A 25902-nucleotide genomic window follows, 5' to 3' on the forward strand; every position below is an offset into this window, starting at 1 on the left:
GAGGTACGCATGACGACGGTGGTGTTTTACGAAAAGCCAGGTTGTATTTCAAATCAAAAACAAAAAAACATGCTTCGTAATTTAGGTCTCGATGTCGAGGCAAGAGATTTACTTAAGTCTGCCTGGGATAAGCAAAGCTTGAGAGCATTTTTCTCGGACGACCACATAGCAAACTGGTTCAATAAAAATGCACCACAGGTCAAGCGCGGAGAGATTAAGATCGAAGCATTAAATGAAGAAAAAGCGCTGTCGTTGTTGATTGATAACCCAATACTTATTCGACGCCCTCTCATAGAGTTGAATGCATTAAAGATGTGTGGGTTTGAATTAAATTCAATCCTTATCGAATTGGGTTTAGAGCAACGTAATGAAATAACAGCTGACTTAGAACGCTGTTCTGTCAATGGCTCGAAAGGAATTTGCTCATGACTCTGGAGGCGACCCAATTAGTGCAGGCTTTTGACGATGTTGGATCGATATCGACGATAGAGAGCCAACAGGAAAGAGAATTTATATCTCAAATTTTGAAATCGAGATCGGAAAATACAAGTTCGTTGCCGGACAAGCTTGGTTTAAACGAAAACGAATACGCAGACTTTATCGATCACTATCAACAGTTGGGGCTCTCTTTTGATGACGTGGTTTTTGATGAAGAGACTTTCGATAAAGTAAATCTCGATAAAGCAACTTTCGATAAAGTAAAAATAGACAAAAACCGCGCTAGCAAGATCGAAGTACGACAGGAGCTTTTTGAACTTCGCGAGGAAGAATGGTATGAGCTAGTTACACTGATGCTCTCATATTCTAAAAATAATTCAATTCAAGAAGTTTGGATGGCAAAAATACTCGCGGCCGCGTGCCTTGGCGACAACCATTTATGGCGAGATATTGGTATGGAAAGCCGATCAATGCTTAGAGATTTAATTGAATATTATTTTCCAACACTCGCCATAAAAAATACGCAAAATATGCGTTGGAAAAAGTTTTTTTACAAGCAGCTTTGCGAGGCAGAAGGACACTATGTTTGCCGTGCTCCGAGCTGTGATATCTGTCCGACCTACAACGATTGTTTTGGAGTCGAAGAATGAGCTATTTCAAACGAATTTCAGTAAAAGATGCAGACCATATCCTAGCCACCCGTTCGGATGTATTACTTTTAGACATTCGATCTGAATCTCACTATCGAGAGGGACACCATCCAAAAGCAATTTTATTGGATGAATTAGGCTTACAAAAGCTGATACGAAAAACCAGCAAATCAACCGCATTGATTATTTATTGCTACCACGGAAACAGCAGTCAAGACATCGCAAGACTGCTTTCTGATTTTGGCTTTAATGACTGTTATAGCGTTGACGGTGGTTATTCTGCGTGGTGCCACCAAATCGACAGCGAATTTCCCATAAGTGATAGCGTGAACAAATGGATGAGCGAAAAAGGTATCGAAAATAGCGACGTTGATGCGCGACTTAATTCTCAATATGAAACGGCATTGATGCTGGCAGCCAGACGCGGGAACACCGATCTCGTCCGCGATTTTATTTTATGTGGTGCCGACCCTAATTTGAAAGACAGCCGAGGCAACAACGCACTTTGGTACGCCTGCCTAAGCCAAAACATCGAATGTGTGCGCACACTGATAAATGCCGATGTTGAGGTCGACAATACCAATATCTACGGTTTTACTGCGCTGAATTATTCCATTGGCATGGACGACATCTTTGAACTCCTGACCGATTACATGTTTCATGACTCAATTTTAAGACTGAGTATGTACGACAAAAATGGGTCGAGTTCTTCTCGCAGTCGGACAAATGAAGCTGTTGCTTAATATTATTGAGGAAAACAATGAACACGACCGAGCAAAAAATCAGAGATCAAATCGCTAACAACCCGATTTTATTGTATATGAAAGGCACGCCTGAGTCGCCGGAATGCGGATTTTCCGGCTCGACTGTGGCTGCGTTAAAAAAAACAGGCTACCCATTTAATTATGTCAATGTGCTCGCCTCACCATTTATTCGGGAACGGCTACCTTCTGTGTCCAATTGGCCCACCTTCCCTCAGTTATTTGTTTCGGGTGAACTGGTCGGAGGTTGCGACATAGTTCTTGAAATGGTTGAAGACGGTTCACTACAACCCATGTTGAGCCAAGCATCTTCTGCGGAAGCCTAAGGCATGAATAAAGCTGAAATTATTACCGACCTGATTGCGAGCGCCATCGAGGGCGCCGAAATCTCTCTCGATGGAGAAGACTGTACTTTCACAGTATGGATCATTAGCCAATCTTTCGAAGGGCAAAAAACCATCGATCGACAAAAAACGGTTTTAGCCCTACTCGATCAAATGCTGAGAAGCGGTGATCTCCACGCTGTAACCGTTAAAGCCTATACGCCCGACGAATGGGCGAACAGAAGCGCCGCTTCGGTAGGTGTGCAAATTCAAATGTAGTCATTTGTTTATGTCTTCAAACTTCTAACACATAAAAACCGATTGATGGACGGTTTTTATGTGTTAGTATGTAGGCCATTCCATTTCAGCAAAGAATGCAATGCAAATGATATTGGGTGACCTTGAAAAACGTGTATTACACTACCTTTGGGCTACACCAGAGTCCGATGCCAAGCAGGTTCATAAAGCACTAACGATGTCTATGGGCGGTAAGCTCAATACCATTCAAAGTACTCTCGACCGTCTGTTCAAGAAGAATTTACTTTCCCGCCAAAAAGTCGGACACGCTTATTATTACAGCGCGGCCGTTGGCCGTGAGGCGTTGATTGCGCAATTAATTCAAAGCGTTACCGGTGATTTTGTAAACGATAAAGAAGACGGTTTGATAGCCGCGTTCGCTTCGGTCTCTAAAGAGTTGGATGATGAACAGTTAACTCAGTTAGAAGATTTGATTCAGCAACAGAGACAAAAGTTGTCAAAGGATCGGAACGATGGAAATCAGTGAAGGCGCCTTCGTTCTCAATCTTTTTAGTATCGGTTTACTGAGTTTGCTAATAGCAACGGTACTATTAAGCACTGCAAGCCCTCTTTTAAATCGTTCATTAGCGTTGATTTCAGCGTCTAACAAAAAGAAGGTTCTTTGGGCATATGTCTTATCACCTTGGTTGATTGGCCTTGTTTCTGTCGGTTTAGTTGTATTATCCGAACGTGTTTCTAATTCTTTAATAGCACAAATTACTCACTGGCATCATTTATATGTTTTTGATATTGCCAGTTGGCATGGTGCTACTTTAATTCTGTTTATAGTGATAACCGTTTACGTGATTTTTTCGCGGGCACATTCTGCTGTGCGCCAATCACATAATCTGAGAGTTCTTGATAACTTTACTGAATCTGAATTAAATGAGCACCAAACAATAACATCTGATTTACCGTCGGATGTGGTGTTAATCGATTCGAGATTACCCTCTGCATTTTCAGCGGGATTTTTTCAAGCTAAATGTTACTTAACCACGGGGTTAGTGGATCAAGTAACAACGCCTGAATTGGATATCATCATCGATCATGAAAGATCCCACAACCAAAACAAAGATTCTCTGCAAAAATGGATTTTCAGGATTTTTGCATCCCTCTTCCCAAATAATTTAGCGAAACAATTAAATAAAAACTTTTCGACCAGTTGCGAATTATTGGCTGACGCGGAAGTTGCTAAATCTTATTGTTCTTTCGATATCGCACAAACTTTGGTAAACGCAGCCAGAATACAACGTGTCTATTTTAAAACATCAAACTCTTTGGTCAGTCATTTTATTGATAATGACATTGATATTAGAGTTCGAGCATTGGTTGCGCCACAGGTTTACCGTTTGTATCCGTTGGCTTTTTATGGTTTAGCTTTTGTTACCGTTTCGGTGATTTCTTTTTCAGTGGTAGACACTCTCCATCACGTCGTCGATACCCTATTCTCACATTAATTTAAGGTTTTAAACGAGCTGATTTATGAATTTCAGTTATTTACGTATCTTTAAAAAACCGATTGCCGATCGGCTTTTTGTAAAACATCGGTTGGCTAAACTCACGGTAGGTGTGATTACCTGCTTTGTGTTTAGCGGTACTCATGTTTCTGCCTCTGAAAATACAGAGGTATTGTCTTTGTCTGAGGCCATTCAACTTACGCTAGAGCATCACCCAAAACTAACCACTTTTGTTCATAAGATAGAAGCCGCCAAAGGATTGATTGATCAGGCGGGAGTGGGTGAACGCGCAAATATTCATTTAACGGTGGAAGATTTTGCCGGTTCTGGTGAATTCAGCAGTTTTGATGGGGCTCAAACCACCCTGTCTATCGATTGGCTTTTGCAAAGTCATGTTATTGCTGGTCGTGTAAGGAGTGCGAAAGTTGCTTCTGGGCAGCAAATTATAGAGCAGCAAATTACCGCGCTTGATTTATCGGCGCAAACCTCTCGTTTGTACATTCAAGGCTTGGTCGAGAAGCAACGGCTATTTTTAGCAGAGGAAGCTGTGCAGCAAGCGAAAGATACCCTATCGGCCATTGGCAAACGTGTAACGTTGGGTAAAAGTCCGGAATTTGAGCGACTTCAGGCAGAAGTTACATTGGCGCAACGAGAGTTAGCAGTCGAAGATTTACATCACACGCTTTTAACAACATTTTATGCGCTGGGTGCTCAATGGAGTAATTTCGATGGCCGATATGATTTATCGGGTGATTTATTCAAAATTCCTCAATTGGTCGATGCCGACGAAAAATTCGAACAACTATTAACGCATCCTGCGCTGGATTTATTGGTAACGAAACAGCGAATTGCAGCTTCCAAAGCAGAACTTTCGCGTATTCAAGCGAAACCCCAATGGCAAATTTCTACGGGAATCCGTCGCTTCGAAGCAACGGATGATTTCGGCCTTGTTGCTGGTTTGTCAGTTCCTTTGGGGAAAGATCGATCCAGTGAAGGAAAAATTCGTCGCTTTTATGCCCAACAAGAAGAATATATTGCCGAATATACCACTCTCCACCAGCAGTTAAAAACGCAACTTTACACGTTATTACAAGAAATCAAACACAGTACCCATGTGATTAATTCGCTCGAACAAAAAATTATCCCTTCCCTTACTGATGCTGAAAATCTTGCGTTAAGCGCTTATGAATCTGGAAAGCTTAGTTATACCCAGTGGTCAGATATCCTCAATAAAAAATTAATTTTTGAGCAGGAATTATTAACCGCCTATGAAACCATTCACATGCAACATATTGAACTACAGCGCCTAACCGGTACGTCGTTGTCTTTTTAAAAAGAGCTTTTAGGAAAAAATTATTATGAACATTCAGTGCATTTTACGTATTTTTCTGCTCAGCCAAATGTTGGTGATCGGTGTAATTTCAAGCGCCGGTTATGTGTTGGCATCTGAGACTCAAATGCAAGAAGCTGAACCCGAAAAAGGGCCGAATCGAGGCAGAATGTTACGCGACGGCAGCTTTGCGGTAGAACTGGCTATTGTTGAAACAGGCGTTCCTCCTGAATTTAGAGTTTGGGTAACTGATGACGGCAAGACAATCAATCCAAGCCAAGTCGATATTACAATTCAGTTGCAACGATTGGGGAACGTAACCGACAACATTAATTTTTCCGTCGAAAACGATTATTTACGCGGCGATACGGTGGTCTATGAACCGCACTCGTTTGTTGTACTTCTTACTGCCGACTATCAGGGAAAAAGTTATCAATGGCAGTATGATAATTTTGAAGGACGCACGCGCATAGCAAATAATATTGCACAAGCATTAGATATTAAAACCGAAATTACCGGGCCTGCCACCTTACACGAAACCGTTCGTGTTTACGGACAACTAGCGTTACCGCCAAACGCAAAACGTAAGATTCAAGCCCGTTTTGATGGTGTGATTAAAAACATGCATGTGGCGTTAGGTGATTATGTTAAGAAAGGCCAAACGCTAATTACTGTTGAGAGTAATGAAAGTTTAAAAAGCTATCAAATTACGGCACCAATAGATGGTGTTATTAGCCAGCAATTGGCCAGTGAAGCTGAGCAAACTTCCGCTCGCACTCTGTTAGAACTTACCAGCCAAAAGGTATTAGTAGCAGAACTCGCCGTTTTCCCTACTGATGTTCCTAGTATAAAAAAATTTGCGCCAGTAGAAATTAACATAAATGGATTCGATCATGGGATAACGTCGGTTGTTTCTGGTTCAAAGTCCACTTTAAGAAATGATCAAGCGCGTATTTTTTTAGCAGAAGTTAGGAACACCGATGCAACCTTAACTGAGGGTATGTTTGTTACCGCAGACATTGAAATTGCAACTGTAGATACGCCACTTGCGGTTAAGCGGGAAGGATTACAAGCCTTCCGTGACTTTACCGTAGTTTATGCCAAATTCGGCGAACAATACGAAGTACGGATGCTCGAATTAGGAATGCAAGCTGGTGAGTGGGTTGAGGTATTGGGTGGAATTGACCCTGGTACTGAATACGTAACGGAAAATAGTTACATCATTAAAGCTGATATCGAAAAATCCGGCGCCTCACACGATCACTAGGAGTACTCTTATGTTAGAAAAAATTCTGTATTTTTCGATTCAGCGCAGTGCCATTGTTATCGTATTAGTGTTGGCAGTCTCTGTTATTGGTGGTTGGAGTTTCACGAAACTTCCCATCGATGCAGTGCCAGATATTACTAATGTACAAGTAATGGTTAATACAGAAGCCCCGGGGTTCACGCCGCTTGAAATCGAACAAAGAATTTCATATCCACTTGAAAATGCGATGGCAGGGTTGCCAGGATTGGTACACACACGTTCAATATCCCGCTATGGTCTCTCTCAGGTTGTGGCGATATTTTCTGATGACACAGACATATATTTTGCTCGTCAGTTAATTAACGAGCGCCTTTCATCGTTACGTTCAAAGCTACCGAACGGCATTGAGCCAGAACTTGGACCCATTGCAACAGGTCTTGGCGAAATATTTATGTTTACCGTCGACGCAGAACCAGGCGCGGTCAACGATGATGGAAGTCCCGTGACACCGACCGATCTACGATCCGTACACGATTGGATTATTCGGCCTCAATTAATGAGAGTGCCAGGTGTGGTTGAAGTTAATCCCATTGGCGGTTATGAAAAAGAAATTCTTGTTGCTTTCGACCCTGCTAAGTTGCTTGCAATTGGGTTAACTCAGGAAGATGTTGTTACCGCGATAGAAGCCAACAACGCTAATCGTGGCGCGGGATTTATAGAGCGTAACGGTGCGCAATGGTTAATGCGGGTTACCGGTCAGATTGATGCGATCGAAAAAATTCAATTAATTCCGTTAATGACTCAAGACGGTTCAAGCGTAACTATCGCTGATGTCGCCCGCGTAAGTGAAGGACAAGCGTTACGAACCGGCGCGGCAACGCAAAATGGCCACGAAGTGGTTATGAGTACTGTTTTTATGTTAATTGGCGAAAACAGTCGTACTGTTGCAAACGCTACTGCACAAAAACTAAAAGAAATTAATCAATCGCTTCCTGAAGGTATTATTGCTACTGCGGTTTACGATCGCACTAAATTAGTGGATAAAACATTAAAAACCGTGCAAACAAACCTGTTAGAAGGTGCATTGCTAGTTATTGTGATTTTATTTCTGCTATTAGGAAATATTCGAGCTGCAATTGTTACGGCGTTGGTTATTCCCTTTGCAATGCTGATGACAATTACTGGTATGGTTCAAACGCGTGTTAGTGCAAACTTAATGAGCCTTGGTGCCTTAGATTTTGGCCTTTTGGTCGACGGGGCAATTATTATTGTTGAAAACTGTCTGCGCAGATTAAGCAATACGCATTCAACCTCGAAAACTCTACCCTTAAACGAGCGTTTACAAATAGTTTTTGAGGCCACAAAAGAAGTTATTCGCCCTGCTCTTTTCGGTGTGTTTATTATCACGGCCGTCTACCTACCTATTTTTGCGCTTGAAGGTACCGAAGGCAAAATGTTTCATCCTATGGCTATTACGGTGGTGATTGCCCTGTTGTGCGCAATGGTACTATCGGTAACGTTTGTGCCTGCTTGTGTCGCCTTGTTATTTAAAAAGCCGGTTAAAGAAAAAAAGAACATTATTATTTCTTCGGCGATATCCGTTTACAAACCAGCATTATCTTGGGTATTGAAACATCGCATGTCAGTGGTTTGTGCAGCCACGGTACTAGTTATTTACAGCGCTTTTACCGCTATGCGTATGGGCAGTGAATTCGCTCCTAACCTCGATGAAGGCGATATCGCCATGCATGCCTTGCGTATTCCCGGAACCTCGCTGTCACAAGCCATATCAATGCAAGAAGTGTTAGAAGAACGCATTAAGGAGCAGCCAGAAGTAGAATTGGTTTTTGCAAAAATTGGCACAGCCGACGTTGCCACTGACGCTGTACCTCCGAGCGTTGCAGACAATTTTATTATTCTTAAACCTCGCTCACAATGGCCGGACCCTAGCAAACCCAAAGCGCAAGTAGTTGCTGAGTTAGAAGCGTTAGTTACTGATATTCCGGGCAATCGCTATGAATTTCTTCAGCCTATTCAAATGCGCTTCAACGAGCTCCTGTCAGGCGTGCGGGCAGAATTGGCGATCAAAGTTTTCGGCGACGACTTAGAGAATTTAGCGAATCTGGGCAGTGAAATTGAAGCGGCAATTGAATCTGTAAACGGTATTGCTGATGTACAAGTTGAACAAACTACAGGTTTGCCTATGTTAGTGATGGAGCCTAAAACCGAGAAACTTCGGCAGTATGGCGTCACAAAGCAGCATATTCAGGAACAGCTAGCGACTGCTTTTGGTGGCCGTATTTCCGGTCAGTATTACGAGGGTGATCGCCGTGCGGATATTGTGGTTAGGTTGGAAGAAAACTTGCGCAACAATGTCGATGCAATGACACACCTTCCCATTCATATCGGCGACGGTATCAGCGTGCCACTGCAAGAATTGGTTTATTTGGAATCCGTGCAAGGTTACAACCAAGTAAATCGTGAAAATGGTAAACGTCGTGTGGTGGTTACTGCTAATGTTCGAGGAAGAGATTTAGGCAGCTTCGTCAATGATATACAAAATGCCATCGCCAATACTGTAGAAATACCGAGCGGCTATTGGATTGAATACGGCGGTACCTATCAAAAATTGCAGTCGGCGTCGCAACGATTATTGGTTGTTGTGCCATTAACACTGGCAATGATCATTGGCCTATTAATATTAGCACTGGGATCATTCAAAGACGCCATGATTATATTCACTGGTGTGCCACTTGCCCTGACTGGCGGAGTGGCTGCATTGATTTTACGTGATATTCCATTTTCTATTTCTGCTGCGGTTGGTTTTATTGCGCTGTCTGGTATCGCAATTTTAAATGGCCTTGTTATGGTGTCGTTTATTCGTGAACTAGTCCGAGAAAAGTTACCGTTAGATAAAGCAATTATCGAAGGTGCTTTAACACGCTTAAGGCCGGTATTAACGACAGCGCTGGTTGCATCTTTGGGTTTTGTTCCTATGGCTCTCAACACGGGTATTGGCTCAGAAGTACAAAGACCGTTAGCAACGGTAGTCATTGGTGGAATACTATCATCAACATTGTTGACTCTTTTTGTGATACCAGCGCTTTATCGACTGTTACACAGAGAAACTCATGAATACGAGCGAGAACTAGTCAATGCGTAAGAGTTTAAAATTTAAGTCTGTATTAACAATTTTACTGTCGGTACTTTCGGTATGTGTTTTTGCTCATGGGGTTGATGATAATACCCGCAGCTTTCTCGAAAGTAATACCGGCGTTCAATTGATTCCTTTTATGTACATTGGCGCAAAGCATATGGTAACGGGATACGACCATTTACTCTTTTTGGTAGGTGTTGTCTTCTTCTTATATAAAAGTAAAGACATTTTGCTTTATGTGACGATGTTTACCATGGGTCATAGCATCACCTTGATGTGGGGAGTGCTCGGTAATATCAATGTTAATGCTTACTTGATTGATGCCATCATTGGTTTGTCGGTAGTGTATAAAGGATTCGATAATCTGGGCGGATTCAAAAGACTATTGGGCTACCAACCTAATGTAAAATGGGCAATTTTAGTTTTTGGATTATTCCACGGTTTTGGTTTGGCCACCAAATTACAAGAGTTTAAGTTACCCGAGGCTGGCTTATTGGAAAATCTAATTGCTTTTAATATAGGTGTAGAACTAGGTCAATTTATCGCGTTAGCAATTATTTTGATTGCCATTAATTTTTGGCGTCATTCAAACACTTATGAACGATTTGCAACAGTCACAAATACCGCATTAATGAGCGCTGGTTTTATATTGATTGGTTTTCAAATCACAGACTTACTAATTTCAAACAACGGTTAAAATACAAGTAATGGAACAGTTAACGAGTTTATCGCAATTAATAAAATCGACAGTAGTGGCAATTACTGTCGCTGTAGCAATATTGGTGTTATTTGTTTTGCCCGCCGAATACGGTGTTGATCCTACCGGAATTGGTCAGCGATTAGGTTTAACTCAGCTTACTTTAACCAATAAAACGAATGATACAGGTTCAGAAGTATCATCGAATTCATACGTTGAAAAAGTAGTAGAAATTACTGTTCCAGCGAACAGAGGCATCGAATACAAAGTTAACATGAATCAACATGATAAATTAAACTATGAATGGGTAACGAACGGTACCCCTTTGTACTTCGATTTACATGGGGAGCCTAAAGGAGATACAACCGGTTATTTCGAAAGCTACGCCATAGCAACCGCTCACACCATGCAAGGTAGTTTTACCACACCTTTTGAAGGAACACACGGTTGGTACTGGAAAAATAACACTAGTCAATCTGTTGTTGTACGATTAATAATGAATGGTACTTTTGAAGTTATTGATGGACATTAACTTTCAACTTTCCTAAAGGGCTTGCTTATTAACAAAGCGTTTAACTGCTCGAATTAATTCTTTCGGTTTTTCTCTGTGCGGTACATGACCGCACTCTTCTATAATTAACATGCTGGCTTCGCCATTGGTGCGTGACGAGATGAATTCAGGAAAAGCAATGGAGCCGTATTCATCGTCGTCACCATGAATTACCAATGTCGGAAACTACAAACTTAATGTGCTGATAGCTGCTCTCAATTATCACGCCGGTACTTTTTCCAGTTTCACCGGAACGTATTTATGATAAGGCGTTTTGGTGAATGGATCGCAATGGTTCCCCAAGGTTAATTCATTTAGCGCAGGTCCATTTTGCTCACCTTTGTATTTGTTTCCATAACCGTGTGGCAAGGTTACCATGCCAATTCTCACTGAGTCATCGATATCAATAATCACATCCTGTTGACCATTTTTTGACATCACTCGGACAGTATCGCCTTCACAAAGGTCGAGTTTTTCTGCGTCTTGAGGATGAATTCGGAGTGCTCCGTGTTTATCTATTTTTCGCCATTGTGGGTTGCGAAATATTTGGTTTGCGTTGTAGGCTCGTCTCTCCCCTGCCATTAGGATGAACGGATAACCATCCATTAAATCTTTAGCATTTTTTAAGTTTCTTAATTCATCAAGTGCTCGGTCAATTTTGAGATGAATTTTTTTGTCTTTATTTTTTATAAAATGCCATAAGTCTTTGAATTCATGTTTGCTGATGATGGTTCCAGATTTGCTGGTGATTATTTTGTTAAATAAATTACCGCCAAGCGTAAATTTGTTTCCGTTAATGCCGCATCGTTTGACAGCTTCTGCGTGTTTGCTTGCGTAGTCTAACGCTAAAGGCAGTAATAAGGCTGCAGATTGCGCGCTTTTGGGTAATGCTTTACCCAATGTTTGATGAAGTATTGATGCACCATAAGGTGCTAATTTTTTGTTGGCTTGCACGGTTAGCATCAATGCCATCAAAAAAGGTTGATAACCAGCAACGGAGCCATACTTAGCAGCTTTCTCTAAAACCGGAAATCTCTTTGGCAATATACGCATTTTTATCAGTAACCGAGTATAAATTTCAGGCTCCGTCAAGCACTCCCCTATGGGATCTAAAAAGCCGTGACGAAAGTGAAAGAAATTCTCGGGGAATTCAGCGTTAAACCCTGTGGCTTCGCCTTTTTCAAATTGCGATGCCGCAGGCAGAATATAGTCGGCCAGTCGGGCTGTTTCAGTCATGGCCACGTCAACAACCACAAGAAGATCTAACTTTTCGAATGCTCTTGTGTATGCCTTTGAGTCTGCCATAGTTACAACGGGATTACTTGAATCAACCCATACCGATCGTATTCGATCATCGCCTTGGTGTTCAATTTCGTCAGGAAGAATATTCGGAGGATACATTCCTGAGATGGGTAACATTTTATGATGAGCCGTGAGTTTTAAATCTTTTTTGCGTTCATCAGTATTACCGAGCAATGGAATAAAAAGGGTGTGAAGATTATTCACACCTGGGCGACCAAAATTGCCGGTCACTAAGTAAAGTAATTTTTCAAGATAACCTGTGAGGGTTGAATGCAACGATTGCTGTAAACCCAAATCAATTCTAACGCAGCCTCTTTCGGCGGCGGCAAAATCACGAGCCACGGTTTGAACCAACGCCATTGGCACGTCTGCTTTTTCAATATGATCGGCAATGGGTATTTTTTGCAGTTCAGCTTCTAAAGCGTCAAAACCGGTGCAGTGCTTTGATAAAAACTCGGTATCGTGCAAATTTTCTTGTACGATAATCGCGAGTATTGCCGACATTAAATAGGCGTCCATACCCGGTTTTACCTGCAAGTGAATATCCGCCATTTTGGCGGTTTCAGATACTCGGGGGTCTACCACCACCATTGTGCGTGATGAATCTTTTTTGATGTGTTTTAACGTATCGCGGGCGTTGGGAATACCGTGAGCTTGGAATGGGTTACAGCCAATAAAAATAACGTAGTCGGCGTGTTCGACATCTTCGGTACAATGAATTCGTTGGTCACCGAACATTCTGCCATTTATCCAGAAGTCCATGGTTTTTTCTTGAGCTAATGATGTATAACGATACCGGCTCCCCATGGCTCTTAGAATTTGCTGACCAAATGCGCCACCTAAATGATTTCCCTGGCCTCCTCCACCGACAAACGCAAATGCGTCGCCACCGAAATCTGCCTTTATTCTTAATAATTTCTCAGCAATTTCTGAAAGCGCTTGATCCCAACTTATTTTTTCAAACGAGCCATTTGGTGTTTTCTTTAACGGATGAGTAAGACGGTCTGCGTGATTTTGATAGTGATCTAATCGAGCGGCTTTTTGACAAATATAACCTTTGGTCATGGGGTGTTTAGGATCACCCTTGATTTTAGCGAATTTGCCTTCGTCAACATCAATGGTAATGCCGCAATTTCTCGAACATAAAATACACGCTGAAGAATGGGTGTTTGCGCTGGTGGCCGCTTTCGCATTCATTGATTACCTCAGAAATTTTTATTGTGTTTATCGACTATTGTGTTTATCGACTATTGTGTTTATTGATTACAGTGTTTATCGATTACGGTGTTTATTAATTTTGGTCGCTGGCGCCGATTTTTAAGATTAAGACAACCTAAACAAACTCCGAGTAATGACGGTATTAGGTGCCTGATTTTTATCAGCTAGGGCGTTTCTTGAATCAAAAAATTAAGGGATACGCCGTTGCTTTCGCAAATCATTAAAACTAATCATTGGTTAAGAAATGCTTAACCTATCGAAATAGCATAGTCTGTTGACGATAGTTTGTATGTGAAGTATTGTAGTTCACATACAAAGTATATTGCCAATGATTGCTGTATCGCGCTTAATCCGCGTCCTAGAGGCCAGTAGAGGGTTACGCTGAGGCAATCAAGATGACACGGGATTTGGTCGCTGAAAGTGTGTATCTGATGGTACCGAACGGCTTGGAATAAGCCATCAAATGCGTCAACTAACCGTTCTGATTGAATGCGGGAATGGTGAGAGAATAATGTCTGATTACCAAAATTTAATGACGTTAATTACGTCAAGCAAGTCACTGAATAAACTGTCACTACAAGAGCAACCCGCTGCTTGGCTGACGACTTTAAGCCAATACTTCAATTCAACCAGCATTCAGTGTTCATTTATTGGTGGCTATTACGCTCACAGTGTGGGTTATGCGTTCTGCGCTGGGTATCAGAATGCGGTTAAGTCTTTGTTTGGTAACCAACGCAATGAGTTAGTGTCACTTTCAATAACGGAAAATGGCAACGCTCATCCAAGAAATATTCAAACAATCTACAATGTTGACAGTGGCACTCTTAATGGAGTCAAACATTTTGTGATGTTGGCAGATCAAGTTGACGAGTTATACGTGCTTGCGAAAATCAGTAAACGCGAGCTTTCAGAAGACCAACGCTCTTCTTTTAAAATACTTCATATTCGTTCTGATCTTGAAGGGGTAACCATACAGACTCAACCGCCTCTTCCGATGATTTCTGATATCAAACAAGGCTTTGCGCATTTTAAAAACGTACCAATTACGCCAGATAATGTGCTCAAGGGCGATGCTTACACCAACTATGTAAAGCCCTTTCGCACTTACGAAGATGTTCATGTGATCAGTGCTCTGTTGGGATACCTTTTTTCAGTGGTTAATCGCAACCCTTGGCCACAAGGTATAAATGTAAACATTACTGATTTGAAGATACGCCTTCAATCCATTAGCTCTTCAGATTTAACCGCAGCTGCTACGCACCTTGAGTTAGACGCAGTAATTTATAACTTTAAACAGCTCATCGAACAAATTGAAGAGCATTGGCAACGTTCTCAACCGCCGGAATACACGGCTTGGTTGCGAGATAAAGCCATTTTAAAAATTGCTGAGTATACGAGACGAAAAAGAACAGAAAGGGCCAAAGCGTTAATGAAAACAGCACAATAATAAGATTTTATAAAGCGGAAATATAATGCAAAAACCACCACCCATACAATGGCTGCCGGTGTTTGAAGCAGCGGCAAGATTATTGAATTTTAAAGAAGCATCAGAAGAATTGTGTGTTTCGCCATCGGCGGTGAGTCAACAAATAAAAATTCTAGAAGAATATCTTGGTGTTTCACTGTTTGATAGAAGCACAAGAAAACTCCGCTTAACGGATGCCGGTCAGTTTTATTATCAATACGTAGAAAAAATTATTAAAACCCACGTTAATGGCTATCGTCACTTTGAGCGGAAATACCGGCACCCTACTTTGCAGTTAAACGCCCCCATATTTGCGGCACAGGAGTTACTCATACCGAATTATCCGTATTTTAGCCAGTACTCTCCTGGTATCGATTTGCGGATCACCACCGGCAATAAAATTATTGATTTTGAAAGTGAACCCATTGATGCCGCACTGAGATTTGGTACCGGAAATTGGCCCGGTTTGGATTGTCGATTTATCATTGATGTAGAACCTAGATTAATATGCAGCCCTCAATATTTACAGCAACACGCGTTAAATCCAGACTGTTTACTCACACAAGAAGACCTTGAACAGCATACGTTGCTCTCTGTTTTTGAGGATTTAAGCGATTGGCAAGATCTGTTAACTCATGTGGAGCCCAGCAAAAAAATTGTCTGTGACTCGTACTTGTCAGTTATCCGTGCAACCGAAGAAGGCCTTGGCCTTGGTATTGGCCTAAAGCCCGTGGTTAATCATTTGGTGGACAATCAACGTTTGGTCTTTCTAAATACAAATCCCATGAGCACAGATTATTCTTATTGGCTTGTGGCACCGCATAACCGTGCTAATCCCGATCAAATTAATGCCCTGTATAAGTGGCTTAAGTCTCTGTTCGATACACTCTAAACCCTAACTTTAAAGGAGGATATTTTAATACTTGAATCTGTATATACTTCACATATAAACTTTATCCATAAAGCACATAAAGTTTGTTGAGAATTGATAATGGAAAAACGGCTATTCACTCTGATTAATGCAGCGCAACACCGCATGTTCAAATTTGCAGATCTAGAATGCGAAAACAGGCTTGGGTTGACTGTCACTCAGTCAGCCGCGCTGATGTTTATCGCAAAAAATGAAGGTTGCCAGCAAAAAGCGCTCGCAAACGCAACTGGACTTAACCAATCTGCGGTAACTGGGCTTATCAATCGCATGAAAAAAAATGGTCTTATTGAACGAAAAGCCTGTGCCGAAGACGGAAGAGCCTCAATGCTTTATTTATCAGAGAAAGGCCGTTTAAAACTTCCAGAGATTTTCCCACTGGTGGGTGAACTCAATGACAAATTAACAGCAAACTTTACCGACAAAGAAATCGATATTGTTACCCGATTTCTTAATAACGTTATCAGAGAATTTAAATAATTTACGTTTTCTACGGGAAGCGTAAAAAGGTAGTTAATATGAGCCAATTTCTAGCAATGTTCAATCAAATGGGGTCTGAGGTATTTTCTCAAGGCGTTGGGCAAGTTGCCCCGTATTTTGCAACGATTGATCCTCAGGTAGTTGAATTAAAACCCGGTTATTGCGAAGTACACCTTAAAAACCAAAAGAAAGTACACAATCACCTCAACACAATACACGCAATTGCAATGTGTAGCGCAGCAGAATTAGCCGGTGGAATGACCACAGACGTTTCTATTCCCAGCGGCTCACGTTGGATTCCGCAAGGCATGACGGTTCAGTATTTGGCGAAAGCTAAAACGGATTTAAAAGTTATTTGTGATGCTGCCGATGTCGATTTTTCTCAGCCAGGTGAAGTTATTGTTCATGTAGGTGCCTTTGATACCGACGGTACGAAAGTATTTTGCGCAGATATTACCATGAACGTTAAATCTGGCTGATTGTTACATTTACATCACATATTGGTATTTTAAAAGCCGCTCTATGCTAAATGGAGCGGCTTTTTTGTTGTTGATTTTGTTGGTTCGCCTCTTAGTTTCTTAGCAGTATTAGAAAAGTGATCTCCAATAAACGTTAATCAATGCGATTCATTAAATATGAATTAATGACAGATTAACTGTCGTAAATAAATACTAAATTTAGCGCCTAATTTTTATAGATATAATAACTGCATTAAAAATAGTGCTGCTTAAATTGCAATTTTCATTTACAGATAAGCAGTTAAAGACATGCGATTACCCGTTTATTGAAGGAGTCCTTTATGGCATTTAACACCGAAACCGTCGTCAGTGTTAAACATTGGAACGATACGTTATTTAGTTTTAAAACAACACGTGACCCAGGATTAAAGTTTCATAACGGGCACTTTGTTATGATTGGCTTGCAGGTTGAGGGAAAACCTTTGATGCGAGCTTACAGTATTGCCAGTCCGAATTACGAAGAGCATCTGGAATTTTTAAGTATTAAGGTGCCTGATGGTCCACTGACCTCTCGCTTGCAACATTTAAAAGAAGGCGATGAAATTATTATCAGTAAAAAACCGGTGGGAACGCTGGTGGTGGGTGACTTAACCCCGGCTAAAAACCTATATTTGTTTTCTACCGGCACCGGTTTAGCACCGTTTATGAGTGTCATTAAAGATCCGGAAATCTATGAACGATTCGAAAAAGTTATTCTTGTGCACGGAGTACGGTATGTAAGCGAGCTTGCTTATAAAGATCATATTCTGAAAGAGTTACCCAATCATGAATACCTGGCCGAAGAAATTTCAGAAAAACTCATTTACTACCCCACCGTAACTCGGGAACCCTTTCAAAACAGCGGCCGCTTAACCGACTTGATTACCAGCGGCAAACTTTGCTCCGATATTGGTCTTCCTCAACTTAACCCTAACACTGATCGAGCCATGATATGCGGCAGCCCGAGCATGTTACAAGATACTTGCAACATTCTGGATAATTTAGGGTTTGTGGCTTCCAAGCACACGGGAGACCCGGCCGATTATGTCATCGAGCGGGCATTTGTAGAGCAGTAACTCATAATAAATTATAGGAAGCTTATAGATGACATTCGTTGTTACGGAAAATTGTATTAAATGCAAATACACCGATTGTGTTGAAGTTTGTCCGGTTGATTGCTTTTACGAAGGGCCTAACTTTTTAGTGATTGACCCCGAAGAATGCATTGATTGTGCCCTTTGCGAACCCGAGTGCCCTGCCGAGGCAATTTTCTCGGAAGACGAGGTTCCTGAACATCAACAACACTTTATTTCACTCAATGCAGAGCTGGCATCTCATTGGCCGGTGATAAACGAGAAAAAAGCGTCGTTGCCGGATGCGGCCGAATGGGATGGTATTCCCAACAAGCTGCAACATTTAGAAAAATAAGAATTATGAATTCTATGTTTTCTTGGTAAAGAAAATAAAATAATGACGACCACAAAAATACGAATAATTTTTTAATTATATTAAATTAAAAAGTCAGTTCGCCCAGTGGTCGTCTGTATAAATGGTCGTCTATATAAGCGGTCGTCTGTATAAGCAGTTGCCTAACAAATAAAAATACTAGTCTTCCATTTCAACCACTATTTCAACTTCTACTGCCCAATCGTTCGGAATCACCATACCTACAGCAGAACGCGCGTGATTATCGTCAAACAATTTATTGAAGAAGTCGGTTGCACCATTGATCACACCTGAGGTGTTGTGGAAACCTTCAGCCACGTTAACCATACCGAGTACTTTCACCACTCGTTTGATTTTGTTGACGTCGTCGATGGCTCCAACCGCTTGTAGACAACGATAAGCGCAAAGTTCGGCGGCTTTATACGCGGTTTCTAGATCCACCTCTTGGCCTACTTTACCCTGGAATTTAACGTCACCTAACGCGGACACCTGCCCGGAGGTGAAAATTAAATTACCCGTGCGAACAGCTTGATGAAAGCCGTGAACTTTTAGACCAGCAGGCTCATAGTCATAGCCAAGTTCTTTTAATTTTTCGGTTAAACACGTTGTCATAACAACACCTTTGATGATTACAAAAGAATAAAAAAGCACCTGAAAGCTTTAAGCTTTAGGTGCGAAAGGCAAACTCATTGCACAATAGAGTTTAAAAAGACAATCGTCGGATCAAGACCAGATTTAATGCGCTAAGGTTTTGGCGCCCGGACGACGCGGATCTGACGCGCCGTAAAGTAGATTGTTGTCAATCATGATCGACTGAGTACTTCCAAGCACGCGAGTTTGCTCAAGAGCGTGACCTTTGTGCTCCAGCAGTTTTAGCGTGTCTGGGCTGATGCCGCGCTCAACGTTCAATACATCGGGATACCACTGGTGATGAATTCTCGGTACGGACGACGCCTCAGCTATGTTCATGCCGTGATCCACCACGTTGAGAATCTGCTGCAAGACAACGTTAATGATCTTGCTGCCACCGGGGCTACCCACCACCAAATAAGGGTGGCCGTCTTTAAACACCAGCGTTGGCGTCATGGAACTTAATGGACGTTTTCGAGCTTCAATGGCATTAGCACTGCCACCGAGTAAACCAAAGGCGTTGGGTGATCCAGGTTTGGCCGAGAAATCGTCCATCTCGTTGTTTAATAAGAAACCCGCACCGGCAACGACAATGCCCGAGCCATAACTAAAATTGAGTGTGTAGGTGTTCGAAACCACATTACCGTGACTGTCGGCAATGGAGTAATGCGTGGTGTCGTGGCTTTCGTAAGGAATGTCTGCTCCTGGCTTAATCTCATCTGAGGGACGCGCCTGATTCGGATTAATTCGCTCTGCCAGACGTTTGCCATAGGCTTTGTCACTCAATAACGTCAAAGGAACGTCTACAAAATCGGGATCGCCAAGGTATTCACTGCGATCGGCGTAAGCGTACTTCATGGATTCCGCGAGCACGTGCAAATAGTCGCTGCTGTTGTGACCCATAGCGGCAAGGTCGTAGTTTTCGAGAATGTTCAGCATTTGTATGACATGAATACCGCCAGAACTCGGTGGCGGCATAGAGACCACCTCGACATTGCGATAATTGCTGCGCACAGGCTCACGTTCTTTAACGACGTAATTGGCCATGTCTTCTTTCGTGATAATGCCGCCGTTTCGTTTTGAATCCTTAACGATTTTTTTGGCAATGGCGCCTTCATAAAATGCCTTGGAGCCGTGTTTAGCAATTTGTTTGAGTGACCAAGCCAGATCTTTCTGAACAAACCGCTCTCCGGCCTTATAAGCTGAGCCGTCGGCTTTAAAGAAGATGGCTTTTCCGGCTTTTGAACGTGACAGCTGGTTGCGACGACTTTTCAGTTCATCGGCGAGTTCGTGGCTTAAAACAAAGCCTTGATCAGCCAGTTTAATGGCGGGAGCAATCACCTCAGCAGGCGTCATGGTGCCGTATTTGCCAAGGGCGTGGAGCAATCCTGCAACTGTACCTGGCACACCCGCTGAGCGAAAGCTTTTGCGGGCAAGGTCAGTATTTACGTTGCCGTCACTGGCAATGAACATATCGCGACTGGCCGCCAGTGGCGCCATTTCTCGGTAATCAATTGCAATGGTTTTTTGTTCTTCTGCCAAATGCAGCAACATAAAGCCGCCGCCGCCCAAATTACCAGCCTTGGGCAGGGTTACCGCTAAGGCAAAGCCAACGGCAACGGCGGAGTCAACGGCATTGCCGCCCTGGCGCAAAATATCTAGGCCCACTTGGGTAGCCAAGGCCTCCTGCGACGAAACCATGCCCTTTTGACCAACTACCGGATGAAAAATACTTTGATGATCGATGATTGCCGCCGGTTCTGACCAGCTAACCGAGCAATACACAATCAACAACAACGACAACATTTTACGCAACATAATACCTAACCTCTTGGCCTGGATCTTCAGGCTAATTTCTTATGTCACCAAATATACCGATGCCCTGTAACCGCACATTTAAAGCGAGGTCTATGAGTGCTACAAATTGTTAATGGATTATTAATAAGCCTGTTTTCGATGTCTGGGCGGGCTATTATTGGCTCAATAAACCCAATTGGCACTCACAGCAAATCGCACACACGCGACTTATTGAAGGCGAAACATGTCTTTACACCCATTTCCAGTTCGTAAAAGTCTGTCCTATCAGCAAGCGAAAAACACCGTTATCACCGCATTTTTGATTGGCGTTGTTTTCAGCAGCTTTCAGATTGCTTTTGATTATTTCTCTTTGAACGAAGAAGTTAAAAGCTCGGTTGACGACATTCTGATTACGGCAAATCGCACCGCCTATCACGCGGCTTACAATCTGGATGATAACGGCGCTCAACAGATTGCACGTGGTTTGGTGAGTAACCCGGCAATTATCGAGGCGTTAATTGAAGATAATTTTGAAAACACGCTCGGCAGCGCCGCCAAAGAATACGATCACGAGGTCAGCCTTGTGTCTCGTTGGTTATTTGGCCCGCCCAAACAGATCGAAACCGAGCTGACGGGATCTTCGCTGACCGATCCTTGGGTTGGCCGACTGTTGGTTACAATTGATCCCGCCACCAGTGCTGAACATTTTATCCGGCGAGCCAGTGTGGTGTTGATTTCGGGTATTTTTAAAAATTTTATATTAGCGCTAGCTCTGATCGCACTGTTTTATTTCACCTTAACCAAATCCATTGTCGCTGCCAGTAATAACATTACCAGTAAAGAGAAAGAACGCCGAATTCCCATTGATGACAACCACCGGCACGATGAATTTGGCATGTTACTGAGCGCGTTTAACAATCATCTCGACATTATTGAGCAACAACATAAGCAAATTGTTGAAACCAATAACAATTTAGAGCGACTGGTTGATCAACGCACTCAGCAATTGGACGAGAAAAATAAAGAGTTAGATAAAGAAAAGAATTCAGCATTAGAAGCAAGCCAGGCGAAGTCGGATTTTTTGGCCATGATGAGCCACGAAGTAAGAACGCCAATGAACGGTATTATCGGAATGACCAATCTTTTGGATAAGGGACTTACTGACAATAACCTAGATCCCGAAAAAGAGCGGGAATACATCAGAGCTATTTTGGATTCCAGTAACTCCTTGTTGAGCTTACTCAATAGCGTATTGGATTATTCCAAATACGAAAGCACAACGCTGGAATTCGAGCAGCGGGCATTTGATTTGTACCTCCTGGTTAACGGCATTGTATTTCTCCTTTCTGCCTCGGCAGAAAAAAGACAAAATCTGCTCAGCATTAATATGGATGATCAGGTTCCGCAATTTATTACTGGCGATCCAGAAAAGCTTCGCCAAGTGTTATTAAATCTGATTACTAACGCCATTAAGTTCACCAGTAACGGTGAAATTTGCGTTTTGGTGCGTTGCAGTAATCACGTTGATGCCGCAGCTACCAGTCACTATCGTTTGCAGTTTGAGATTCGCGATACCGGTATTGGCATTAACAAAGATGATCAAAAGAAAATTTTTGAACCCTTTACTCAAGCCAGTTCCTCTATCAGCCGTCGCTATGGTGGCAGTGGTCTTGGTTTGGCCATTTGCCAACAGATTGTCGAACAACAAGGCGGTTGTATTAACATTCAAAGTGAAAAAGATTTGGGCAGTTCTTTTTTCTTTGAACTCGAATTTGAGGCGGCTGAACACAGCGAAGAACACCAGGAAGTTATCTGTAATGAAGTGGATCTTCCCGCGTTAAATATTTTGGTTGTCGATGACATTGCGATTAATCAAAAACTACTCAAAGGTCAGTTGGAGCGTGATAACCACCGAGTATTGATCGCCAACAATGGCAGCGAAGCTCTAGAGATTTTGCAGCAACACCCCATCGATTTAGTGCTGATGGATTTAAACATGCCGATTATGGATGGCCTTGAGGCCACTCGGGCAATACGCGCTAATCCGCTCATTGAAGCCACTGCTGTCATCGGCATTACTGCGCATCCGTCAAAGGAAAAGCAGCAAACATGTTTGGATGCGGGTATGGATTCGGTTATCAGTAAACCGCTTGATGCCAATAAGCTGCGCAATATCATGGCTCAGTTGCTGGATATCGATTTACGGCAGACAAAATCGGTGGAAAATAATCTGGCGGCTAATTTAGACAGCACGCTTATTGGCGAGCATAAAAACGCACTCGGTTTGGACCGCTGTACCACGCTTTACGAAGAAGCCATTTGTTCAGCCAAAGAGAGAATGGCGACGATAAAAGATTACTTGTCAAAAGTTGATCGAACTATGGCAGAGACGCACGCCCACGCCCTGGCGGGTCTGTCGGCTAATTTCGGTTTTACGGCTTTATGCAAGGCATCAACACGATTTGAAAACAGTGCAAAAGAAGCGGAATTTTCTCAGTTAACGCAACTGCACAAGGAACTTGAAAAAATAGCGGAAACAACCTTTTCGAATGTGGTTGCTTTGCTTGAGGAGCAACGTTTGAGAAAAAACGCTTGAGGAGCAACAACAGTGATACTTAATACACGGCTGCGTTACAGTAAAAACGTTTTTTTAGCTTTGATAATAAGTTGTTATCAATGTATTGCCTCGTACGAGGTTACTGCCAATGAACCGGTAATGGTTTTTACCGAAAACTTACCCATCACCTCTCCTACTGTGAATAATCCTTCCGGTGGTGAAGCCAGTCGTTTCGTAAAATTGCTGTTGGAAGAAGCTGGTATCGACTATCAACTGCACATTCTTCCTTGGCGAAGATCGTACCTAAAAGTACAGACGCATCCCAATACCATGATCTACCCTATGGCTCGCACACCCACTCGTGAAGATCAGTTTCACTGGGTCGGTGAGCTATTGCCAATTCAATATTATTTGTATCGCTTAAAAACACGCACAGACATAAAAATGGAAACACTAGCCGATGCCCGAAATTATAAAATAGGCGTCGTTAATTACTACGCAATGCATGAATACCTGTTGGATAAAAACATTCACAGTGTTGAACCAGTCAACAGCTCGGAACAAAACATTAAAAAATTATTGCTGGGTAGAATTGATTTGTTTGTTGCCAGCGACAGTGGCATTTTACCTATGTGCCGAAGAATAAACGTTGATTGTGAACTGATAACACCCGCGTTCAAACTGGCGGATGAAATATCGGGTTTGTACCTCGCCTTTAGTCAAGGAACCGACCCAGAATTAATAGAAAAGGCTAAGTTAGCCGACGCTAAATTAAAAGAACAAGGCGTGCACAGAGAAATTTTTTCAAACCGTTTTAACGATTTGGAAGGTTTTTACAGTTTGTGGTCGGATGATATCGAGATGACGATTCATCCGACCCAATAAATGATTGCGCTAAAAATTCCTTATTTATCGATTCCTTGAGTCAGCGCTCCCGGGCGACGAGGGTCCGAGGCGCCGAGAAGATATTCACCTTTCACCATAATTGATTGAGTGCTGCCCATGGTTTGGGTGATTTCTACGTCGTGACCTTTTTGTCGCAACAGCTCTGCGGTATCGGCATTAAAGCCCGGTTCTAACTCCAAGCGATCGGGATACCATTGATGATGAATACGCCGTTCATTAGTAGCCTCGGCAATGTTCATGTTGTGGTCAATTACGTTGGTAATAATCTGCATAACGGCATTGATGATACGACTGCCGCCAGGACTGCCTACCACCAAATAAAGCTTACCCTCTTTTAATACCATCGTTGGCGACTGAGAGCTTACTGGACGTTTGAAGGTTTCTACTTTGTTGGCTTCGCTGGCAATAAAGCCGATGGCTCCGGGAATTCCCGCTCTCACAGAGAATGTGTGCAACTGGTTATTCATTAAAATTCCCGTGCCTTTAATTACTTTACCAGCACCAAAAGAGGCAGAGAGCGTGTAAGTATTAGAAACCGCGTTGCCGTGGCGATCGACAATAGAATAATGCGTGGTTGAGGGGCTTTCGGGCGGTAGTACATCGCCTTCAATTTCGGTGGACGGAGTTGCGCGATTAAGGTCAATTCGATCGGCTAATTTCTTGGCTCGCTCTTTACTTACTAACCATTCGATCGGTACAGGATAGAAATCCGGGTCACCCATGTAGGTGCCGCGATCAGCAAAGCTCAGTTTCATTGCCTCAGCCATAACGTGCATGGTGTTGGCAGACCGACCCCACTGGGCCAACGGAAAGTGCTCGAGAATATTAAGCATCTCGATAATAGCGACGGCACCCGAGCTTGGCGGTGCCATAGAGACCACTTCGTAGCCACGGTAACTGCCCGTAACCGGTGGTTTTTCTTTTGCTTCATATTGCGCTAGGTCATCTGCGTCGATATGACCGCCGTGACGTTCCATGTCGGCAATAATTTTTTCCGCAATGGCGCCTCGGTAAAAAGCATCAGGGCCGTGCTTTGCGATTTGTTTTAGCGACCAGGCCAAATCAGGAAGCACTAATTTGTCACCCGCCTGATAAACCTCGCCATCTTTTTTAAAATAGGTTTTCGCGGTTGAAGGGTTTTCTTTGAGCCACTCTTGTTTTAAACCCAACAATTGAGAAAGGTCATAATTAACGGCAAACCCTTTTTTCGCCAATCGATAAGCGGGATCAATCAACTTTTTCCAGCTGATGTTACCACTGCCGTATTGCTCCCAGGCTTTGTACAATCCGGCAACGGTGCCGGGTACTCCCATTGCGTGCCAAGAATCTCTGGATTCTGGATCTTTTTGCCCGTCTTCCATTAAAAAATGCTGAGCGGTAAGACCTGTGGGTGCGGTTTCGCGATAATCGATGGTGGTAGTTAACGATTCATCGGCCAAGTGCAATACCATAAAGCCACCGCCGCCTAAATTTCCCGCGCGAGGTAACGTCACGGCCAACGCAAAACCCACGGCAACGGAGGCGTCTACGGCATTGCCGCCCTGCTCAAGAATTTCCAAACCCACTTGGGTCGCAATGGTGTTTTGAGAGGAAACCATACCAGAGCGACCGACAACCGGGTGGAAAACATCTTCGTAACGAACGATGCCTTTATTGCCCATATTGTAGGGACCACTATCGCTTTGTTGTGCCACGGTTGTGGCAGCGATTACAAAAGAGCAAGCAACGCTCGCTACTCGATTCAGAGAAAAAAGCTTCATGTTATTAATT

Annotated in this window: 25 protein-coding genes; 20 read left to right on the forward strand and 5 right to left on the reverse strand. The window is 42.7% G+C overall.

All coding sequences use genetic code 11. The features are described from left to right. The first annotated feature begins 9 nt into the window (after window positions 1–9). The 12 genes from LU361_RS15310 to LU361_RS15365 all read left to right on the forward strand — a co-directional run bounded on the left by LU361_RS15310 (window position 10) and on the right by LU361_RS15365 (window position 10888). Entirely contained in the window at window positions 10–429 is a 420-nt protein-coding gene (locus tag LU361_RS15310; protein ID WP_233089759.1) for an ArsC/Spx/MgsR family protein, read from the forward strand. Then, a complete protein-coding gene (locus tag LU361_RS15315; protein WP_233089760.1) occupies window positions 426–1088 on the forward strand; it encodes a nitrogen fixation protein NifQ in 663 nt (220 codons plus the stop codon). The genes LU361_RS15310 and LU361_RS15315 overlap by 4 nt, the downstream gene beginning before the upstream one ends. Then, window positions 1085–1831 carry an ankyrin repeat domain-containing protein gene (locus tag LU361_RS15320; protein WP_233089761.1) on the forward strand — a complete coding sequence of 249 codons (747 nt, stop codon included), beginning with the start codon at window positions 1085–1087 and terminating at the stop codon, window positions 1829–1831. Before LU361_RS15315 ends, LU361_RS15320 begins: the two co-directional genes overlap by 4 nt. Window positions 1832–1848: 17 nt before the next feature. Beyond that, the gene (gene grxD / locus LU361_RS15325; RefSeq protein ID WP_233089762.1) at window positions 1849–2175 is read left to right on the forward strand and encodes a Grx4 family monothiol glutaredoxin; all 327 of its coding nucleotides are present in this window, start codon (window positions 1849–1851) and stop codon (window positions 2173–2175) included. 3 nt (window positions 2176–2178) lie between these two features. Then, entirely contained in the window at window positions 2179–2451 is a 273-nt protein-coding gene (locus LU361_RS15330; RefSeq protein WP_233089763.1) for a BolA/IbaG family iron-sulfur metabolism protein, read from the forward strand. A gap of 100 nt (window positions 2452–2551) precedes the next feature. After that, entirely contained in the window at window positions 2552–2956 is a 405-nt protein-coding gene (locus tag LU361_RS15335) for a BlaI/MecI/CopY family transcriptional regulator (RefSeq protein WP_233089764.1), read from the forward strand. Next, entirely contained in the window at window positions 2943–3926 is a 984-nt protein-coding gene (locus LU361_RS15340; protein WP_233089765.1) for a M56 family metallopeptidase, read from the forward strand. Before LU361_RS15335 ends, LU361_RS15340 begins: the two co-directional genes overlap by 14 nt. 25 nt (window positions 3927–3951) lie before the next feature. Then, a complete protein-coding gene (locus tag LU361_RS15345; protein ID WP_233089766.1) occupies window positions 3952–5259 on the forward strand; it encodes a TolC family protein in 1308 nt (435 codons plus the stop codon). 25 nt (window positions 5260–5284) lie between these two features. Continuing rightward, on the forward strand, window positions 5285–6523 hold the full coding sequence (locus LU361_RS15350; RefSeq protein WP_233089767.1) for an efflux RND transporter periplasmic adaptor subunit: 1239 nt from the start codon (window positions 5285–5287) through the stop codon (window positions 6521–6523). A 10-nt stretch (window positions 6524–6533) separates the two neighbouring features. Continuing rightward, complete coding sequence (locus tag LU361_RS15355) at window positions 6534–9665, forward strand: efflux RND transporter permease subunit (RefSeq protein ID WP_233089768.1); 3132 nt, start codon at window positions 6534–6536, stop codon at window positions 9663–9665. Next, on the forward strand, window positions 9658–10356 hold the full coding sequence (locus tag LU361_RS15360; RefSeq protein WP_233089769.1) for a HupE/UreJ family protein: 699 nt from the start codon (window positions 9658–9660) through the stop codon (window positions 10354–10356). The genes LU361_RS15355 and LU361_RS15360 overlap by 8 nt, the downstream gene beginning before the upstream one ends. A 10-nt stretch (window positions 10357–10366) precedes the next feature. Continuing rightward, window positions 10367–10888, forward strand: a complete 522-nt coding sequence (locus LU361_RS15365; RefSeq protein ID WP_233089770.1) for a hypothetical protein — start codon at window positions 10367–10369, stop codon at window positions 10886–10888. A 12-nt stretch (window positions 10889–10900) separates the two neighbouring features. Here LU361_RS15365 and LU361_RS15370 read toward each other — a convergent pair whose 3' ends face one another. Further along, the gene (locus LU361_RS15370) at window positions 10901–11083 is read right to left on the reverse strand and encodes an alpha/beta fold hydrolase (protein WP_233089771.1); all 183 of its coding nucleotides are present in this window, start codon (window positions 11081–11083) and stop codon (window positions 10901–10903) included. Between the two features lie 45 nt (window positions 11084–11128). After that, complete coding sequence (locus LU361_RS15375; protein WP_233089772.1) at window positions 11129–13405, reverse strand: molybdopterin-dependent oxidoreductase; 2277 nt, start codon at window positions 13403–13405, stop codon at window positions 11129–11131. A 532-nt stretch (window positions 13406–13937) separates the two neighbouring features. Between LU361_RS15375 and LU361_RS15380 the strand changes: the two genes are divergently transcribed. The 6 genes from LU361_RS15380 (at window position 13938) to fdxA (ending at window position 18224) form a co-directional block, all read left to right on the forward strand. Then, window positions 13938–14873 carry an acyl-CoA dehydrogenase family protein gene (locus LU361_RS15380; RefSeq protein ID WP_233089773.1) on the forward strand — a complete coding sequence of 312 codons (936 nt, stop codon included), beginning with the start codon at window positions 13938–13940 and terminating at the stop codon, window positions 14871–14873. Window positions 14874–14898: 25 nt separating this feature from the next. Beyond that, on the forward strand, window positions 14899–15783 hold the full coding sequence (locus tag LU361_RS15385) for a LysR substrate-binding domain-containing protein (RefSeq protein WP_233089774.1): 885 nt from the start codon (window positions 14899–14901) through the stop codon (window positions 15781–15783). Window positions 15784–15882: 99 nt separating this feature from the next. Further along, window positions 15883–16299, forward strand: coding sequence for a MarR family winged helix-turn-helix transcriptional regulator (locus LU361_RS15390; RefSeq protein ID WP_233089775.1), 417 nt, complete (start codon window positions 15883–15885; stop codon window positions 16297–16299). Between the two features lie 38 nt (window positions 16300–16337). Continuing rightward, complete coding sequence (locus LU361_RS15395) at window positions 16338–16778, forward strand: hotdog fold domain-containing protein (protein ID WP_233089776.1); 441 nt, start codon at window positions 16338–16340, stop codon at window positions 16776–16778. A gap of 320 nt (window positions 16779–17098) precedes the next feature. Next, on the forward strand, window positions 17099–17872 hold the full coding sequence (locus LU361_RS15400) for a ferredoxin--NADP reductase (protein ID WP_233089777.1): 774 nt from the start codon (window positions 17099–17101) through the stop codon (window positions 17870–17872). Between the two features lie 28 nt (window positions 17873–17900). After that, a complete protein-coding gene (gene fdxA, locus LU361_RS15405) occupies window positions 17901–18224 on the forward strand; it encodes a ferredoxin FdxA (protein ID WP_233089778.1) in 324 nt (107 codons plus the stop codon). A gap of 177 nt (window positions 18225–18401) precedes the next feature. Here the strand turns inward: fdxA and LU361_RS15410 are convergent, their stop codons facing one another. Together LU361_RS15410 and ggt (LU361_RS15415) are read right to left on the reverse strand one after the other, a co-directional pair. Next, a complete protein-coding gene (locus tag LU361_RS15410) occupies window positions 18402–18854 on the reverse strand; it encodes a RidA family protein (protein WP_233089779.1) in 453 nt (150 codons plus the stop codon). Between the two features lie 123 nt (window positions 18855–18977). Further along, entirely contained in the window at window positions 18978–20690 is a 1713-nt protein-coding gene (gene ggt / locus LU361_RS15415) for a gamma-glutamyltransferase (RefSeq protein ID WP_233089780.1), read from the reverse strand. A 223-nt stretch (window positions 20691–20913) separates the two neighbouring features. On the opposite strand from ggt (LU361_RS15415), the gene LU361_RS15420 reads away from it, so the two are divergent. Continuing rightward, window positions 20914–23265, forward strand: coding sequence for an ATP-binding protein (locus LU361_RS15420; protein ID WP_233089781.1), 2352 nt, complete (start codon window positions 20914–20916; stop codon window positions 23263–23265). A gap of 12 nt (window positions 23266–23277) precedes the next feature. Continuing rightward, window positions 23278–24111: a substrate-binding periplasmic protein gene (locus LU361_RS15425; RefSeq protein ID WP_233089782.1), complete on the forward strand. Its 834-nt coding sequence runs from the start codon at window positions 23278–23280 to the stop codon at window positions 24109–24111. A gap of 20 nt (window positions 24112–24131) precedes the next feature. Here the strand turns inward: LU361_RS15425 and ggt (LU361_RS15430) are convergent, their stop codons facing one another. Continuing rightward, the gene (ggt, locus tag LU361_RS15430) at window positions 24132–25892 is read right to left on the reverse strand and encodes a gamma-glutamyltransferase (RefSeq protein ID WP_233089783.1); all 1761 of its coding nucleotides are present in this window, start codon (window positions 25890–25892) and stop codon (window positions 24132–24134) included. Between the last annotated feature and the right edge of the window lie 10 nt (window positions 25893–25902).

The sequence above is a fragment of the Sessilibacter corallicola genome, assembly GCF_021290925.1.
GTDB classification, from domain to species: Bacteria; Pseudomonadota; Gammaproteobacteria; order Pseudomonadales; family Cellvibrionaceae; genus Sessilibacter; species Sessilibacter corallicola.